Raw genomic sequence first — 17,405 nt, forward strand, 5'->3', positions numbered from 1 at the left:
GACAAAAAAAAACCAGTGTTTCCACTGGTTTTTTTATTCATTCAGACTTAGTCGTTAAACTTACGACGTGGGCGGTCAAAACCACCTTCAGTACGTGGACGATCTGAATTAAATTCACGCTTCGGACGGTCTTCGCCACCAAAAGTACGCTTAGGACGGTCTTCACCACCGAAAGTACGTTTTGGACGGTCATCACCAAAAGAACGTTGTGGACGGTCACCAAAACCACCTTCACGACGTGGCGCTGGACGATCACCAAAATCACGTTTTGGGCGGTCACCAAAAGAACCTTCACGACGTGGTTTGTAGTCTACACGGTTACCGCGGTTGTCATCATTCGAGTCAAAACGTGGTTTATCGTTGAAACCGCCTTCGCGACGTGGACGATCAGAGTTGAATTCACGCTTTGGACGATCATCAAAAGAACGTTGCGGACGATCACCGAAACCGCCTTCACGACGTGGCGCTGGACGATCACCAAAATCACGTTTTGGACGGTCATCAAAAGAACGTTGTGGACGATCACCGAAACCGCCTTCACGACGTGGACGATCATTATTAAACTCACGACGTGGACGATCTTCACCACCAAATGATGGACGATCACCACGAGGTTTGTCATCGTAGCTACGACGTGGACGGTCATCACCACCTTCACGACGTTTAAAGTTAGACTCACCTTCGAAACGAGCACGACCGCCGCCATCGCGACCACCGAAACCACCGCGACCACGACCGCCGCCATCACGACCACGACCATCACGACCACGACCGCCGCCATCACGACTACCGCGTGCAGGAGGTGGAGATGGCTCAAGGCCTTCAATTTCAGATACATTCAAACGTGCATCTAAGAAATCTTCTAAAGCACGGATTTTACCGCGTTCACGGTAAGTTGCTAAAGTGATTGCTTTACCAGTACGACCCGCACGACCTGTACGACCAATACGGTGTACATAGTCTTCGTTCTTCATTGGAAGACCGAAGTTGATTACGTGTGAAATGGTTGGTACGTCAAGACCACGTGCAGCAACGTCAGTCGCAACTAAAATTTTTGCACGACCTTCACGGATGCTACGTAAACGACGGTTACGCACAGTTTGTGGCATAGCACCATGAAGTGCTACAACTGATAAACCTGCTTCAGCAAGTTCTTCAGCCAACATATCGGTGTCTTCTTGAGTAGAAGCGAATACAACAGCTTGATCTACGTCTTCAGCACTTAACCAATGCGTTAGTAATTTTTTCTTGTGCTCAAAGCCATCAGTCCAGTGTAAAGTCTGAGTGATGTCAGTATTCGTAGAGTGACCAGTTTCGATTGCAATACGTTGTGGATCATTCATCATGCGTTCAGCAAGTGTAATGATACGACCAGCAAATGTTGCAGAGAACATTAAAGTCTGTTTACGGTTTGCAGCAAGATCGCTAATTGCTTCTAAGTCTTCAGAGAAACCTAGATCAAGCATACGGTCTGCTTCGTCAACAATAAGCGCATCAACTTGGTCTAATTTAATTTGACGACGGTTTACAAGGTCAAGTAAACGACCTGGTGTTGCAACAACAACTTGCGCACCTTTTAACTGTTGGATTTGCTTACCAAACGGCATACCACCCATGATCGCCGCAATACGTGCACCTTTCATGTGACGGACAAAACCAATCGCGTCTTGGCTTACTTGCTGCGCTAACTCACGAGTTGGGCAAAGAACCAAGATATTCGGTTGTGTAATTGCTTTCATACGTTCTTTGAACGGAACGAAAGTCTCTTGGGCTGCAAGTGCGTTTAACGTTGGAAGTAAGAACGCTGCAGTTTTACCTGAACCTGTTTGGCTAGATACTAAAAGGTCTTTACCTTCTAAAGCTGCAGGAATCGATTGTTCCTGTACAGGCGTAGGAGAAGTAAAACCTAAGCTTTGTAAAGCTTGTTGTAACGATTCATGTAAAGGAAAATCAGCAAAAGTTTTGCTCATAGAGTATTTCACCCGAAAAATGGGTGCTCCATTAAATATATGGTCTGATGGACATCGGCAAAAAGCGGCACAGCAATAATCGCTGAAAATATAGAATCAGCGGCGATCCGAGAACGACGATGCGTATAACGCACATTTGATTACAGCCGCAACCTGAAGGAATCGCTTAAGCGATTGGGTGGGGCGCGAAATAATGTCCTCTCTTTGGACCGGACGCGCATACACAATGATAGAAGAGAATGTTCAGGTAATGAACGAAATTTAGTGCGTGGGCGGAGTATAGCAGGATATTTTTAAAAGTCACCTCTTTTCGTGAAATTGATACAATATTTTCCTCAAAGATTGAATAAATGCAGGTTTTCACTTTAATTTTTTTGACCATCTAGAAAAATATTGAATAGCATTCTTTCCTCTTTCCTCTTTCCTCTTTCCTCTTTCCTCTTTCCTCTTTCCTCTTTCCTCTTTCCTCTTTCCTCTTTCCTCTTTCCTCTTTCCTCTTTCCTCTTTGCTCTTTGCTCTTTGCTCTTTGCTCAACTGATCTAGCATGAGCTGCAATTCATTGCTCGAACTCTTTTTCTAATGCTGCCGTGATTTGACATGCTATCTGACCTGTAATGAACATTACACACAGCAAGCTTAAATAGGTGTCTATACGCTGGCTAATTTTAACCCACTTTATTTCTGAGATAGAGTGATCTTCATTCAGAGTTGATCAGAATCTGGCGCAGCCTGTGTTTTACAATCGAATAGAAGTCAAAGCCATAAAATAAATCACTACAAAGCCTTTATTTTTTTCATGTCTCATCAAAGAAAAAGCCCTCTTATGAGGGCTTTTTCAATGTCTTAAAACACGATCTGCATGCTATTACTTAGCAGCTTCACCCCAAGCAGGTACAACTGCTTTCATCAGAGGTTTCAACATTTTCATAGAACATGCCAGTACTTGGCCATTTTCCATAGATTCGCTACCACCACGTGCATCAACCACTGTACCGCCCGCTTCTTTCACGATCAACTCACCAGCTGCGATATCCCAAGGCTTTAAGCCGAGTTCAAAATACGCATCGAAACGACCTGCTGCAACATACGCCAAATCTAATGCTGCAGAACCTGTACGGCGGTATTGCGCGCCAGCTTCAGTCACATTTAACAATGAATCAAAATGATTTTTTGCATAAGAAATCACTTCACCATTACGTTTTGCACGGTAAGCATGACCCACAGACATGAATGTATTTTCAAGGCTGTCTTTCACATTTACACGAATACGGCGTTGGTTCATCATGGCACCACGGCCACGACTTGCAGAGAACAACTCATCTTTCACAGGGTCGTAAATCACGCCGTGTTGAGTAATGCCTTTATGTTGAACTGCAATAGAGATACAGAAGTGAGGAACACCGTTAATGAAGTTTAGCGTGCCATCAAGTGGGTCGATGATCCAACACCAATCTGCGTCGTGACCTTTACCTTCTTGAAAACCAAACTCTTCACCAAGGAAGCTGTGATTTTTATAGCTTTTACGTAGGGTATCGATAGCCAATTGTTCCAAATAACGGTCTACACGCGTTACAGGACCATCAATTCCTTTTTCTTCGACTTGTAGATCGAGCTTATGACGATTTTGATGCGCTTTTAAAAGCTCTTGACCGACTAATTGAGCCGCACGCGCAGCCATCACCACCATAGGTTCCATTGAACACCCACTACAATTTGAAGATATTGATAAAGAATAATGCATAAAAGCCCGCGCATCTTATCAAAGATCGGGGCTTTTAGGGAAAAAATGTTTCTAAAATTTAAAAACGGCGCTTAAACCATATGTACAAGTTTTGACCACGCTTGGCGCACCGAACTTTCAATGCCTTCTGCATCTAGTCCCGCCTGATGCAACATTTGCGCATGCGTGGCTTGATGCATGAATGTATCCGCTAAACCGAGATTTAACATCGGTTTCACGATTTGAGCTTGTGCCAAATATTCATTGACTGCACTGCCTGCACCCGCCATCACCGCATGTTCTTCAATCGTAACAAATAAAGCCGTTGATGGTGCTAAAGTCGCTATCATCTTTTCATCAAGCGGTTTAACAAAGCGCATATTCACCACACGAACTGCTAAATCTTGCTCAGCCAATGCCTGTGCTGCCTCTACTGCAGCCTGAACACGACTACCAAAGGCAAGAATGCTAATAACGTCGTCTTGGGCATCATTAAAGCTCGCTACAATTTCAGCCTGACCAATTTCGATCGGGGTCATCTGTTGTTGAATCTCAACACCCAAACCATTGCCACGCGGGTAACGCACTGCAGCAGGACCATTATATAAATAAGCGGTATGCAACATTTGACGACATTCATTTTCGTCTTTTGGCGCCATAATCACCAAATTCGGTACGGTGCGCATAAAGGCATAGTCATAGGCCCCAGCATGAGTCGGGCCATCTTCACCCACTAAGCCTGCACGGTCGATACCAAAGGTAACATCTAGGTTTTGCAGAGCCACATCATGAATCAATTGATCATAGCCGCGCTGCAAGAAGGTCGAGTAAATGGCCACCACAGGTTTTAAGCCTTCACATGCCATACCTGCCGCTAAAGTTACAGCGTGCTGTTCTGCAATCGCGACATCAAAAAAGCGCTGTGGATACTGTTTGGCAAAACCTACCATACCTGAGCCTTCGCACATGGCAGGGGTAATCGCTAGTAAACGCTCATCTTGTGCGGCTTCATCACATAACCATTGACCAAAGACATCTGAATATTTGGGCGCTGTTTGTGGAGCAGACTTGGCATTTATTTTTGTAATCGCGTGATATTTGATTTGGTCAGCTTCAGCAGGTGCAAAGCCTTTCCCTTTTTTGGTATAGATATGAATTAAACGTGGCCCTTTACGTTTTTTCAACGCGGTAAAGACTTGTGTCAACTGCTCGACATCGTGCCCATCAAAAGGCCCAAAGTAATCAAAACCAATCGCTTTAAATACGTTGTCGGCCGCATCTGTCGCTGCGCTATGTAAGCGTGAGTTATAGGTCCATTCAGGGTGTGGCTGCACATAGGCTTCGCCATCCGCTGAAATATTAATGGACTGACCACTCTCCCAAATCGAAGCCAAATGTTTAGCAAAACCACCTGTGCTGCATGAAATCGACATATCGTTGTCATTTAGCACCACCATCAGGTCAGCATCATGCGCGACTGCATCGTTCATGGCTTCAAAGGCCATACCCGCTGTCATCGCCCCGTCACCAATGATCGCGACCACTTCACATGGATTGTTTTGATAACGACGTGCCAGCGCCATACCTAGACCTGCTGAAATCGCAGTCGAAGAATGTCCAACCCCAAAGGTATCAAACACCGATTCATCACGCGCAGGAAAGGCAGCTAAACCATCTTTGGCACGAATAGTCGTGAGCTGTTCACGGCGACCCGTTAATGCTTTATGCGGATAAGCTTGATGACCGACATCCCAAATTAAGCGGTCATTCGGCGTGTTAAAGCAATAATGTAATGCCACGGTGAGCTCGACTACACCGAGGTTTGCACCAAAGTGTCCCCCACTTTGTCCTGCGGCATACAGAATAAATTGACGTAGCTCGTCTGCCACTTGTGCTAATTGACTTTGCTCAAGCGAGCGAAGTTGTTGAGGATGATCAATCGTATCCAACAACGGTGTTACAGGGCGATGAGCTGGTATTTCTGTATACAACATAATATGGCAAAGCCTTCTAAAGCCTGGCAAATCTAGCTAGGTCAAATGGGTAATTCGATCATATCGTCGAATGCTATCACCTTCAATCAGCCATATTTCTAGCGATGCAGTTTTGAGCAGTGCTCTCACTGGGTGTTCGTTTAGTGCAGGTGATTATCCTGAATAATCTTACTATTTATCAACTATTATCGTTCGCTTTATACAAAAAAGAAAATCTTCTGCATAAATTCATGGATGCAATTCTACCAATGTCGATGCATTACGCTATACTTTAGCCAATTTCTGAACTATTTACAGGTTTAGCTGTGCCTATTGAATTTGTTGCCACATCCCGTTTACCGACTGCTTTTGGTGAATTTAACATCACCGTATTTCAAGATCCTAAGACCGGTGAAGAACATGTTGCACTCTCAAAAGGTTTGGATCAGCCGATCACAGAACCCGTTTTAGTTCGGGTTCATTCCGAATGTCTCACGGGCGATGCCTTTGCGTCATTGAAGTGTGACTGTGGTCCACAATTGCAAGCCACGCAAAAACTGATCAATGAGGCTGGGCAAGGCGTGATTCTGTATTTGCGCCAAGAAGGTCGTGGCATTGGGCTCACCAATAAAATTCGTGCTTATGCGCTACAAGACCAAGGGCATGACACTGTCGATGCCAATCTAATGCTTAACCTCCCTGCCGATGCGCGCCGTTATGACATGGTCAGCATTATGTTGGATCATCTCAATATTCAACAAGTCCTTTTGATTACTAACAATCCATTGAAGATTGCAGCACTGCAAGAGCAAGGGATCAATGTGGTGGATCGTGTGCCTTTGACGGTCGGTTTAAACCCCTTCAATGAAGAATATTTAAAAACCAAACATGAACGTATGGCACATTTGTACAAGAAAGATGATTTTTAAAATTTGAAAACATACTCTAAGCCTGCTTAAAAAAGGCCGGCTTAGAGCACTTCAATCAAATTAGATCGTCATGGAGAAAATACGGCTCTCTGGTCGACGACGTTTTAAATGCAAATCGAAAGCCATACAAATATTGCGTACAAAGGCTTTGCCCTTCTCAGTCACCCGTATACTGTGTGGTCTAATTTCCAATAAACCATCGTCCTGCATTTCTTCCAGTTGTCCCAAGACCTCAGCCAATTCTAGAAATTGCATATCTGAATCTGCCCACGACGTCTGAAAGCTACACATCAAATTTAAAATGTGACGACGAATCATCAGATCTTCAGCACTCAAAATATGCCCGCGATAGACGGGAATTTCATTGTTTTCTAGTCGCGCATAATAATCTTCGAGTTTTTTTTCATTTTGCGCAAAGCTATACCAACTGTCGCTGATCGATGAAATACCCAAACCTATCATCACTTGGGTTTTCGATGCGGTATAACCCATAAAATTGCGATGCAGAGTGCCTGCCTGAAATGATTGATACATCACATCACTTTCTAAAGCAAAATGATCCATACCAATTTCATGATACCCCTGCGCAAGCAGCTTATTTTTTCCTTCTTCATAACACTGGCGTTTTACTTCATCTTTCGGCACATCATGGTCTTTAAAACCACGTTGCCCATTGCCTTTGATCCATGGCACATGCGCATAACTATAAAATGCCAAACGATCTGGACGTAAACGATTGGTTTGATCAATGGTGTTGAGCACATCATCTAGGTTTTGAAAAGGCAGACCAAAGACCAAATCATGTGAAATTGAGCTATAGCCTATTTCACGTGCCCACTGAGTCACTTGCTCGACATGTTCAAAAGGCTGTATCCGATGAATGGCTTTTTGTACGGTTTCATTATAATCCTGCACTCCATAACTAACACGGCGAAAGCCCAAGTCATACAAGGCTTGCAAATGCTCCCGTGTGGTATTATTCGGATGCCCTTCAAAGCTAAACTCATGCTGTTCGGCAATCTCTGCCTGCGCAAGGATGCCTTCTATTAACTGAGTTAAATGCGCTGGAGAAAAGAAAGTTGGCGTTCCCCCACCCAAATGAATTTCTTTAATGCGCGGCTTTTCTTCAAGCCATTCACAATAAAGAGACCATTCCTTCAAAACCGCCTGAATATAGGGCAGTTCCATCTCATGCTTTTTGGTCACGCGTTTGTGGCAGCCACAAAAAGTACAGAGACTTTCGCAAAAAGGCAGATGAAGATACAGACTTATGCCTTCAGTCGAATTCGATTCAGCAAACGATGTTTTCAGCGTCTGTTTCCATTGATCTAAGGAAAACTGCGCCTCTTCCCAATACGGCACCGTTGGATAACTGGTATAACGTGGACCAGGAACATTGTATTTTTGAATCAATGAATCGCTCATATTTACCATCAGCTCTTCCGCATTCAGAAGATGCAGCCTATTCTGCATCGCCAAACTCAGGTCTGTACTGTGGTTATTCTGCTGAGCTTAGAATCAGAATTCAACCTAGCAAATTGGTCAGGTTATTTTTCGCATGGCAGCATTTTCATTTTAACTTGCTTCACGACATCGAATGCTGCAGTAGGACTCTTCGGAAAATATTCTTAATCTTTTTGCTGTTTTATGTTTTGATGTAGGCAGTTTTCATCTTTTCCCATGAGGCTTTTCATGCAGCACCCAACGTCTGCGGATATCCAACGCGTTCGCGAATTTCTCCTCGACTTACAGGCTCGTATTTGTGCCGCACTTGAACAACAAGAACGTACTGGTGGCGGGACTTCGCAGTTTGAAATAGATGATTGGGAGCGTCCTGAAGGCGGTGGGGGTCGTTCACGCGTACTGCAAAATGGTACGGTGATTGAAAAAGGTGGAGTGATGTTCTCACACATCAACATTTCTAAACTCCCCGCTTCAGCGACTGAGCGCCATCCACAAATTGCAGGCGCCAAAGCACAGGCCATGGGTGTTTCTTTAGTGATCCATCCGAAAAATCCAAATGTCCCGACTTCACATGCCAATGTGCGCTTATTCGTGGCTGAAAAAGAAGGTCAAGATCCAATTTGGTGGTTTGGAGGGGGTTTCGATCTCACTCCATTTTACCCAAATGATGAAGATGTGCTGTCATGGCATCAGACAGCGCATGACTTATGTGCGCCCTTTGGCGCTGAAGTCTATGCCGAACATAAACAATGGTGTGATGACTACTTCTATTTAAAACACCGTGACGAACAACGTGGTGTCGGTGGATTGTTCTTTGATGATCTCAATCAATGGGACTTTGAAACCTGTTTCCAATATATCCAAGCCGTGGGCAATGGCTATCTGAATGCCATTCTTCCAATCTTCCAGCGTAACCAAGACAAGTCATTTAGCGAGGCGCAACGCGACTTTCAAATCTATCGTCGTGGTCGTTATGTCGAATATAACTTGGTTTATGACCGCGGCACGCTCTTTGGGTTACAAACAGGTGGCCGAATTGAATCGATTTTAGTGAGCTTGCCAAATTTGGCCGGTTGGTCATATCGACCTGAATGGGAGGCCGATTCCGCTGAGAAAAAATTGACCGACTTTTACCTAAAACCCCAAGATTGGCTCAAGCTACTCAAATAGACACACAGGCTTACAATTCTATATCCCCCACGCATGCCCTTTTCACCAGATTAGGGCAGCTTATATATTAAATTTTATATATTTCCCGATCAATTCCTCGTAGAATGGCCACTACACAAAGCGTCATTTCTTTGCATTTATTAAAGCATTGTCACAGGTTTAAAACAGCAATTGGGTTCTTTTAAGTTCGCAAAAACCGTAAGCTAAATTAAGTCATTTTCAATGTATTCATTTTAATGACATCAACCTTTAGTATCCTCCTTTGCTGTTCTCTGAGGTCCCAAACATGTTCGCAAAAAGAGTTAGCTCGACCGCCATGGTTCTTTTCTGCTTTGCTATTGTGTTGCTAAGCTCGATCAGTACCACGATTTTTTCTGAAAGTGCGTTTAATGACAATGCATCCATCAGCATCACCGTATTTGCAGGTATCGGCTTAACCCTGACCGCAGCAAAATTATTGTTTGATGCGATTCACAGCATCTGTAACCCATAAGTCGCCTTTCTTTTTTCTGTTGATAAAAAACCACTGAACGCTTTAGCCTGTGTGTAATTTGCCGTATATTGAACAGCATTTTCCACATGGATTTGGTGCGATGAACAAACAATTCGCTGTCATTGGCAACCCGATTGAGCAGTCTCGCTCACCTGAACTTCACCATGCGTTTGCACAAAAAATGGGGCTCGACCTCAACTATAGTAAACGTCTTGCGCCACTCGATGGCTTCCTCGCAAATATCCAAGAATTTTTCTCACAGGGTGGCATGGGTCTTAATGTCACTGTCCCGTTTAAAGAACAAGCCTTTGCAGCCTGCGCAGTCCTCACTGAACGCGCTAAAATCGCAAAAGCAGTCAATACGCTGTGGATGGTTGATGGTCAATTACATGGTGACAACACCGATGGACAAGGCTTAGTCGATGCCATTCATGCTTTGGACTGGAACTTAGACCAGACAGATGTACTGATCATCGGTGCAGGTGGTGCAACTCGTGGCGTCATTTATCCGCTGGTCCAAGCAGGGGTGAAAAAAATTATGATTGCCAATCGTACCCTTGCCCGTGCTGAGCAACTGGTTGCTGACTTAAAAACAGCTGTACCGCAAGCCGAATTGCAAGCCATCGGCTTAGATGCGCTCGAAGGTCAGTTTGATCTAGTAATTAACGCAACTTCTGCCAGCCTAAGTGGCGATGCCCTCATTCTGCCTGAAGCTTTGCACTTTCAACATGCTTATGAAATGGCCTATGGCAAACCCTCAACCTTTTTAGATCAAGCCAAAGCTCGCGGCGTACCTACCTCAGAAGGCTACGGCATGCTGGTTGGTCAGGCGATTGAATCTTTTTCAATTTGGAATAGCGTCAAACCCAATCTGAAAGATTTTTTATAAGCACAAATAAAAAAGAACCTCCGCAGAGGTTCTTTTTTTCAGATTAGTTCATGTGTTTCTGTACGGCTTTATAGGTCTCGTAATAGGTCGAATCGCTAAAGAAGTCGTCATGTTCAAGCTTCAAACCTTGCAACGATTTTTCTGTCAATTGACCTTTTAAGTCATCTGCAAATGCTTTAGCAAAGACTTGTGCAGACTGAGTCAAATATGCAGTTTGCTCTTGGTCAATTTCATAGGTATTGGTAAATTTGTCTTGATAGACTTGAGCAAAGACCGCTTGCTTGGTTTTGTATTTCTTCGCCAAATCCTTCCATTGCTGATTTTCTTGTACATCTTCCAGTGCATCATTAACGATATTGGCGATACTTTCACCCAGCTCATCAAAGTCTTGTTCATGTTGTAAAGCATGTTTTTGACGTAACTGATTCAGACGTTTAAGTGCTGCACCCTTCGGCTCTGCAACATCCATGAACTCATAGGCATACACTTCTGAAATTTCATTGATGGTCGCTGAGCTATAGTAACGAATATACTCTGGACGTTGTGCGGCAAACATCAAAGCAAATACCGCTTGATACGCTTTAACTTCAGAATGCTGACGTGCATAGCTTTGCTGCGCTGCCTGCTGGTAATAATCTGAAATAGCCTTAGGTAATTCTGTTGTGCTTGATGATGCGCTCTCTACACTTGATGAATCTGCACCTAACGGGCCCAGCATGCCTTTCACTACATTTTCCAGTAATGAACCTTTAGACACTTCCTCAATCGATTTGGCATTTCTTAAAGCTTGACGGTCAATGGCCGTCGCACTGCCATAATTAAATACCTGATTGGTGCTCTTAATTTGTAGCTTACCAATTTGCTCATCGCTAATCACAATGTTGTAATCCATGTTTTGCGCACGACCTTTTTGGTCGAGTCCAACATCCATCACAAACGGTGAACGCTCGCTACCCAGCTGTGCCATGATCGGTGTAATTTCAGCCTGATGTTTTTGCCAAAGTTGTTTAAAGCTTTGTGCGTCTACCAGTTGCTCTGTTTGATACGCGGTAAAGAGTGGTTTCAACTCTTCCAAAACATTGGTCGCTACTTGTCCAAAAGTCTCTTCATCTACAGATTGATTGGTTACTTTAGGTGCAAGTACATCAATATCTTGATAATCACGGCATGCGGTCACTTTACCAATAGGAATGCTCTTGCTGTTGATGAGCGCATCGCAAGCTTCTTCAGATAGCGTATTTGGTGCTACAGAAGCAGACACTTCAGTTGCTGTCTCATCAGCATCTTCTGTCGCGGCCTGCGCATAAGCCACATCTGCTGCTGCATCAACCGTAGCATCGGCAGCGGCATCTACAACAATGTCTTGTTCATCGCTCTGCCCATAACCACGCAAGTTCTGCATTTTTTGGTTCACCAAATGACTGACACGTTCGAGTGAATCATAGGCCGGGTCTTCACTTGCGCTACTTGCAGCACTCTCTGCTTCTTTCGCCGCCTGCATTGTTTCATCCGCTGCACTTGGTGTTTTTGCGGCATCTTCAATCAGACTCTCAGCATCAAAAGCTTGTATCTGCTGGGTATAATGCAGTTTATTGACGTATTCAAATAAGCCCAATTGTACTTGTGCTGTTTCTAAGTCACCCATATAGCGAATTTTCTTGCTTAGCCCCGCTTCTTTTTCTGACTTGCTTAAATCAACACTATGCACCTGATTTGGCTCTGCCAAAGCATATGGCAGTGCATTCATCTGCTTTAAGTATTCAGCAAACTTTTTAAAATCAATATTACCGAATGCTTCTTTATGCTTAGAAAAGTCAATGTAAGCAAAACGATCCTGACTTTCACGATTCACCATGAACGGCATAAAGGCAAAGTAGTTGGTGTAAAACTTATAGTCATTAAAATCAACCACCATCGGCAACTGTGCTTGCACTTGTAAGGTTGGTTTTTGATAACTTAACTGCAAAGTCAATGCTGCCAATTTTTGACGGAAATGCACAGAGCCTTGATAACTAAACTGTAAGTCATTGAGTAAATTCACCAAAGATTCTGCGATTTGAACCTTAGCAGAACGTGATTCACCACTGCCATACAGCGATGCATACGGATTTTGTTCACGCGCAAGTGCATCATATAAAGCTTGTTTTTCTTTGGCGGTAAAGGAAATCTTTTGATTTTTTAATAGTTGATCTAATTGTTTTTTCAACTCTGGGTCTAAGTTCGTCCCATTTGACTGAACATTGGACTTGGAATTTGACTGAGTATTTGGCTTGGACTCATTAAAATTAAAGTCAGATTGAATAGAGAATTGACCTTTAAAATCATAGCTGGCATTTTCAAACATGGCATTAAGACCATGCGTGGCTTGTTGCCCGAGCTGCTGATCTGAAGATGCATTGGATTTAATGACATGCTGAGTACACCCACTGATACTCAAACCCAATAAACAAAGTGTTATATATTTTAAGCGCATAATACTTGCTGAAAACCTGAGTTAATTATAGTTTATTAAAAAAGTACATGATCAAAAGACCATCGAGTAAGTGTAACAGAACTGTCTTTTTAGATTGATGATTTTATCTACCAATTCGCCTTTCTGACATTTTCTCAAGTCGGATCTATCAATGTATTTTGATACGATGTATGAATAATGAAATGATCGATTTAAATAATCCAATACTATTTCTAAATTAGGATTACACACATGCCTGCATATAAAGCTCCCTTACATGATATTCGCTTCTTAATGAATGAAGTGCTGGACTATCCTGCACATTATCAAACCCTATCGAATGGTGAAGCTGCCGACGCTGATACGGTAGATATGATCTTAGAAGGCGCAGCAGATTTTTGTGAAAATATTTTATCTCCTTTAAACCAATCGGGTGATGAAGAAGGCTGTACCTTCGACAATGGTGAAGTGAAAACACCAAAAGGCTTCAAAGACGCTTATGACCAGTTTGTCCAAGGTGGCTGGCAAGGTCTGTCTTTTCCAGAAGAATTTGGCGGTCAAAATTTGCCTCAATCTTTAAATCTGATCAAATCAGAAATGATGGGCACAGCAAACTGGTCATTCCAAATGTACCCAGGTTTAAGCGTTGGCTGTATGAACACCATTTTACAGTTTGGTACTGACGAACAGAAAAATCTGTATATGCCTAACTTAGTGGCAGGTACATGGTCAGGTACCATGTGTTTAACTGAACCTCAGTGTGGCACCGACTTAGGTCAAGTAAAGACCAAAGCAGAATTAAATGCCGATGGCACTTATAACATCTCAGGCACCAAAATCTTCATCTCTGCAGGTGAGCAAGATTTAACTGAAAACATCATTCACATCGTACTTGCTCGTCTTCCAGATGCACCTGCAGGCACCAAAGGAATTTCACTGTTCATTGTGCCTAAATTCTTGGTCAATGCAGACAGCAGCCTTGGTGAACGTAACCCTGTGACCTGTGGTTCGATTGAACATAAGATGGGGATTCGCGCTTCTGCAACCGCAGTGCTGAACTTTGACAATGCTGTCGGTTACTTGATTGGTGAGCCAAACAAAGGCTTACATGCCATGTTTACATTTATGAACACCGCACGTATCGGTACGGCAATTCAAGGTATTGCACATGCTGAGCTTTCTTTCCAAGGTGCACTTCCATATGCCAAAGAACGTATGTCGATGCGTGCACTTTCTGGCAAAAAAGACCCTGAAAAAGTCGCGGATGCCATTATTCATCACGCTGACGTTCGCCGTATGTTGCTGACACAAAAAGCGATTGCTGAAGGCGGTCGTTCAATGATTTATTATGCAGCACAAATTGCCGACAAAATGGCAGATGCGCTTGAGCGTGGCGATACTGCTGCATTTGAAGCACATGATGATCACTTAGGATTCTATACCCCAATTTTAAAAGGCTTCTTAACTGAATTGGGCTTGGAAGCTGCAAACCACGGTATGCAAGTCTATGGCGGTCATGGCTACATTAAAGAATGGGGCATGGAGCAAATTGCACGGGATGCACGTATTGCGACACTGTATGAAGGCACAACTGGTGTTCAAGCACTGGACTTAATTGGTCGTAAAGTACTTCTGACCTCTAAAGGTAAAGTGATTCGCGACTACACCACTGAAATTTTAAAATTCTGTGGTCAACAGGCACGCAACAAATACATGCGTCGTTTTGCATGGGACTTAACCAAAGTATGCGCACAATGGAATGCCTTAACGGTGCGCATTATGCTTGCAGCTCGTAAAGACCGTGACGTGGTATCTTCAGCTTCTGTCGATTTCTTGATGTTCTCTGGCTATGTGATGATGGCGTATTTCTGGGCACAACAAGCGGCTGTGGCTTCAGAAAAACTGGCTTCTGGTGAGGGTAAAGAATCTGCTGAATTCTATAAAGCGAAAATTAAAGTCGCTGACTTCTACTTCGAACGTTTGTTGCCACGCACTCAAGGTCATGCCGAAGCAATGGTCAATCCTTCAAAAACCATGACTTCTTTAGCACCTGAACACTTTAGCTTTGACTACTAATTAACAGTATTAGACCGATAAAAAGAGCGCCTAGGCGCTCTTTTTATTTCTTGTTCGACCTTATATTTCCATAAACCTGCAACTTCGTAGTTGCTGCTGTTCTCTTTCACATATTGCAAAAATCATTTAACAAAAAAAATAATATAAAGATTCAATTACATCAGAAAAACAAATATGATCAGCATTCAAATATCAGTAAAGGAAATAACAATGTTAAAAATATATAAGCTGAGCTACTATATTTTTCCGCTCATGCTGGGCTTTTTATCAATGGACACTATTGCGGCAATCAATGTTTATGGTCCAGGTGGGCCAGCACCAGCGATGCATGAAGCAGCGAAACAATTTAAAAATAAGACAGGGATAGATGTCCATGTAACCGCTGGTCCTACTTCACAATGGGCCGACGAAGCCAAACTCGATGCAGACGTCATCTATAGCGGTTCGGAAGCGATGATGTCTGATTTTGAAAGCGTATTTGCCAACAAAATCGTAAAGGACTCAATTGAACCACTCTACTTACGCCCTGCTGCCATTTTAGTCAGAAAAGGCAATCCCAAACATATTCAGGGATTTAAAGATCTAAGTAAGCCAAACACTAAAGTTTTGGTCACACATGGCGCAGGCCAAGTGGGCATGTGGGAAGATATTGCGGGTAGAACGGGTAATATTCAGCTCACAAAATCATTCCGTAAAAATATCGCCATGTATGCACCCAATACAGGCGCAGCGAAAAAAGCATGGGAAGCGGACAGCAGCTATGATGCATGGTTGGTGTTTAATATTTGGGGAGTCAGTAATCCAGACATTGGGCAAATTATTCCGATCGAACCTGAACTGGTGATTTACCGTGATGCAGGTGTTGCACTGACTCAGCACAGTCTAAAAAATCCTGAAGCAAAAAGTTTTGTTACGTTTTTAAGTTCTGCTCAAGGCAGTGCGATTTTTAAACAGTTTGGTTGGAGCAAATAAATCTTTAAATTTAAGCCTTTATCCACATTAAAGAGAAGTTTCCAAGCTTAGATAATAGAACCTTTAATAAGCAAATCAGACATAAAAAAGAGCGCCACGGCGCTCTTGATTTCAGAAAACAATAATTACTGAACCTCGGCCAAAAGCGCTTGTGCTGCCATTTTACCCAAGGTATTCGATGCCAAAGGACTATCTCCTGTAATTAGCTTACGGTCTTGAATACACTGTCCCGACATCTCTTTATTGACCACTTCAACACCCAACTTTTCTAAGCGATCTGCCAGTAACCATGGTAACTCCCCCGGCATATAGCCAATTTCTAAGTTGGTCCCTTGATCGAGTGCATCGGGGAACACACACATTTTGTACCCTTTAAAAATATAATTTTCAGGGGCTTCATTAAATGCGGCAGCCAATAAGCCTGCTGGCCCATGACACAGCGAAATGACAAATTTATCTTTTGCCACCGCCCACTTCAGTAAGGTTTTTAAGTCTTCACTTTGAGGTAAACCAATCAAAGCACCATGCCCACCGGGAATAAGAACGGCCAAATAGGGAGAGTCATCACCTAAACTGTTTTTCAGTACATCTGCCAGTTTTAAGGGTTTCTTAAATTGGGCTAAGTATTTTTGAAATGTTGCAGGCACGACAGCATCTTCATGGGGCATCGCCCACATTTCAAGTTTAACGGGATTGCCGGATAACGTAGCAATATCAATGTCAAAGCCTGCGCGATCTAAATGATACATAGGCAGTAAAGTTTCTACTGGGTGGTTGCCTGTGGAGAAGAACTTGCCATTTTTCATCAGTAGATAACGCTCATCGCTTGCGACCATCAAAACTTTTTTATGCCCAATATAGGGTGTTGGATAGTCGGTTCCATCGAAGTCGGTTTTACTGGCGGTGTATTGGGAAAGTGAATAAGGCGATGGAAAGAATGCATTATCTTCAGCTAAATCAGGGCTTGGATTACGGTCTTGGCTGGTCTGTGCCATGCTGATTCTCCTTTATTATTGCTTGGTTATTTTCAGTTTTACGAAACCTAGAGTTCTGTATTACAGCTCATTTATTCAGCATAACAAAGTTTCAAAATGGCTCTGTTTTAAGATGTAAATATAAGCTTGCCTATATGACAAGATAAACATTTGGACAATAAAAAACCCCGACATCCTGTCGGGGTTTTTCGTATTAAGTGCTGAGGTATGACTCCTGTCGTACCTTCGTCCTTGAGCTGATCTTTATTGTTATTCTATTGGAGCATCCTGCTCTCTATGGTTCTATATTAGAAAATTTACAA

The 17,405-nt window shown here is 43.2% G+C and carries 13 protein-coding genes; 6 read left to right on the plus strand and 7 right to left on the minus strand.

What is annotated here, in order from left to right; genetic code table 11:
* Nucleotides 1-47: 47 nt before the first annotated feature.
* The 4 genes from GVX98_RS09570 to dxs all read right to left on the minus strand — a co-directional run bounded on the left by GVX98_RS09570 (nt 48) and on the right by dxs (nt 5,684).
* Nucleotides 48-1,970 (minus strand): DEAD/DEAH box helicase, encoded by a 1,923-nt coding sequence (locus GVX98_RS09570; protein WP_004977947.1) that lies wholly within the window; start codon nt 1,968-1,970, stop codon nt 48-50.
* A gap of 360 nt (nt 1,971-2,330) precedes the next feature.
* Nucleotides 2,331-2,516, minus strand: coding sequence for a hypothetical protein (locus tag GVX98_RS09575; RefSeq protein WP_159127893.1), 186 nt, complete (start codon nt 2,514-2,516; stop codon nt 2,331-2,333).
* Between the two features lie 319 nt (nt 2,517-2,835).
* Nucleotides 2,836-3,666 (minus strand): inositol monophosphatase family protein, encoded by an 831-nt coding sequence (locus GVX98_RS09580; protein ID WP_004691373.1) that lies wholly within the window; start codon nt 3,664-3,666, stop codon nt 2,836-2,838.
* A 116-nt stretch (nt 3,667-3,782) separates the two neighbouring features.
* Nucleotides 3,783-5,684, minus strand: coding sequence for a 1-deoxy-D-xylulose-5-phosphate synthase (gene dxs / locus GVX98_RS09585; RefSeq protein ID WP_159127894.1), 1,902 nt, complete (start codon nt 5,682-5,684; stop codon nt 3,783-3,785).
* A gap of 305 nt (nt 5,685-5,989) precedes the next feature.
* Here dxs and ribA point away from each other — a divergent pair, with 305 nt between their 5' ends.
* Nucleotides 5,990-6,592 carry a GTP cyclohydrolase II gene (ribA, locus tag GVX98_RS09590; protein WP_004977950.1) on the plus strand — a complete coding sequence of 201 codons (603 nt, stop codon included), beginning with the start codon at nt 5,990-5,992 and terminating at the stop codon, nt 6,590-6,592.
* A gap of 60 nt (nt 6,593-6,652) precedes the next feature.
* On the opposite strand, the gene hemN is transcribed toward ribA, so the two are convergent.
* Nucleotides 6,653-8,026, minus strand: a complete 1,374-nt coding sequence (gene hemN / locus GVX98_RS09595) for an oxygen-independent coproporphyrinogen III oxidase (protein WP_159127895.1) — start codon at nt 8,024-8,026, stop codon at nt 6,653-6,655.
* Between the two features lie 258 nt (nt 8,027-8,284).
* Between hemN and hemF the strand changes: the two genes are divergently transcribed.
* From hemF to aroE, 3 genes are all read left to right on the plus strand, one after another.
* Entirely contained in the window at nt 8,285-9,226 is a 942-nt protein-coding gene (gene hemF / locus GVX98_RS09600) for an oxygen-dependent coproporphyrinogen oxidase (protein ID WP_004977955.1), read from the plus strand.
* A gap of 286 nt (nt 9,227-9,512) precedes the next feature.
* Nucleotides 9,513-9,719, plus strand: coding sequence for a hypothetical protein (locus tag GVX98_RS09605; RefSeq protein ID WP_004977957.1), 207 nt, complete (start codon nt 9,513-9,515; stop codon nt 9,717-9,719).
* Nucleotides 9,720-9,819: 100 nt separating this feature from the next.
* The gene (aroE, locus tag GVX98_RS09610; RefSeq protein WP_004977959.1) at nt 9,820-10,608 is read left to right on the plus strand and encodes a shikimate dehydrogenase; all 789 of its coding nucleotides are present in this window, start codon (nt 9,820-9,822) and stop codon (nt 10,606-10,608) included.
* Between the two features lie 43 nt (nt 10,609-10,651).
* On the opposite strand, the gene GVX98_RS09615 is transcribed toward aroE, so the two are convergent.
* Nucleotides 10,652-13,081, minus strand: a complete 2,430-nt coding sequence (locus GVX98_RS09615; protein WP_004977960.1) for a hypothetical protein — start codon at nt 13,079-13,081, stop codon at nt 10,652-10,654.
* A gap of 231 nt (nt 13,082-13,312) precedes the next feature.
* On the opposite strand from GVX98_RS09615, the gene GVX98_RS09620 reads away from it, so the two are divergent.
* Nucleotides 13,313-15,136, plus strand: coding sequence for an acyl-CoA dehydrogenase C-terminal domain-containing protein (locus tag GVX98_RS09620; RefSeq protein ID WP_004977963.1), 1,824 nt, complete (start codon nt 13,313-13,315; stop codon nt 15,134-15,136).
* 210 nt (nt 15,137-15,346) lie between these two features.
* Nucleotides 15,347-16,108 carry a substrate-binding domain-containing protein gene (locus GVX98_RS09625; protein ID WP_159127896.1) on the plus strand — a complete coding sequence of 254 codons (762 nt, stop codon included), beginning with the start codon at nt 15,347-15,349 and terminating at the stop codon, nt 16,106-16,108.
* 125 nt (nt 16,109-16,233) lie between these two features.
* On the opposite strand, the gene hchA is transcribed toward GVX98_RS09625, so the two are convergent.
* Nucleotides 16,234-17,103 carry a glyoxalase III HchA gene (gene hchA / locus GVX98_RS09630; protein WP_004691391.1) on the minus strand — a complete coding sequence of 290 codons (870 nt, stop codon included), beginning with the start codon at nt 17,101-17,103 and terminating at the stop codon, nt 16,234-16,236.
* Nucleotides 17,104-17,405 lie beyond the last annotated feature (302 nt).

It is taken from the genome of Acinetobacter sp. 8I-beige (assembly GCF_902505955.1).
GTDB lineage: Bacteria > Pseudomonadota > Gammaproteobacteria > Pseudomonadales > Moraxellaceae > Acinetobacter > Acinetobacter johnsonii.

Excerpts from the sequence above, each read along its gene's own strand:
- GVX98_RS09575 (WP_159127893.1), bottom strand. The coding sequence starts at position 2,516 with ATGCTAGATCAGTTGAGCAAAGAGCAAAGAGCAAAGAGCAAAGAGGAA.
- GVX98_RS09580 (WP_004691373.1), bottom strand. The coding sequence starts at position 3,666 with ATGGAACCTATGGTGGTGATGGCTGCGCGTGCGGCTCAATTAGTCGGT.
- hemF (WP_004977955.1), top strand. The coding sequence starts at position 8,285 with ATGCAGCACCCAACGTCTGCGGATATCCAACGCGTTCGCGAATTTCTC.
- GVX98_RS09605 (WP_004977957.1), top strand. The coding sequence starts at position 9,513 with ATGTTCGCAAAAAGAGTTAGCTCGACCGCCATGGTTCTTTTCTGCTTT.
- hchA (WP_004691391.1), bottom strand. The coding sequence starts at position 17,103 with ATGGCACAGACCAGCCAAGACCGTAATCCAAGCCCTGATTTAGCTGAA.
- GVX98_RS09625 (WP_159127896.1), top strand. The coding sequence starts at position 15,347 with ATGTTAAAAATATATAAGCTGAGCTACTATATTTTTCCGCTCATGCTG.
- GVX98_RS09570 (WP_004977947.1), bottom strand. The coding sequence starts at position 1,970 with ATGAGCAAAACTTTTGCTGATTTTCCTTTACATGAATCGTTACAACAA.
- aroE (WP_004977959.1), top strand. The coding sequence starts at position 9,820 with ATGAACAAACAATTCGCTGTCATTGGCAACCCGATTGAGCAGTCTCGC.
- GVX98_RS09615 (WP_004977960.1), bottom strand. The coding sequence starts at position 13,081 with ATGCGCTTAAAATATATAACACTTTGTTTATTGGGTTTGAGTATCAGT.
- hemN (WP_159127895.1), bottom strand. The coding sequence starts at position 8,026 with ATGGTAAATATGAGCGATTCATTGATTCAAAAATACAATGTTCCTGGT.
- GVX98_RS09620 (WP_004977963.1), top strand. The coding sequence starts at position 13,313 with ATGCCTGCATATAAAGCTCCCTTACATGATATTCGCTTCTTAATGAAT.
- dxs (WP_159127894.1), bottom strand. The coding sequence starts at position 5,684 with ATGTTGTATACAGAAATACCAGCTCATCGCCCTGTAACACCGTTGTTG.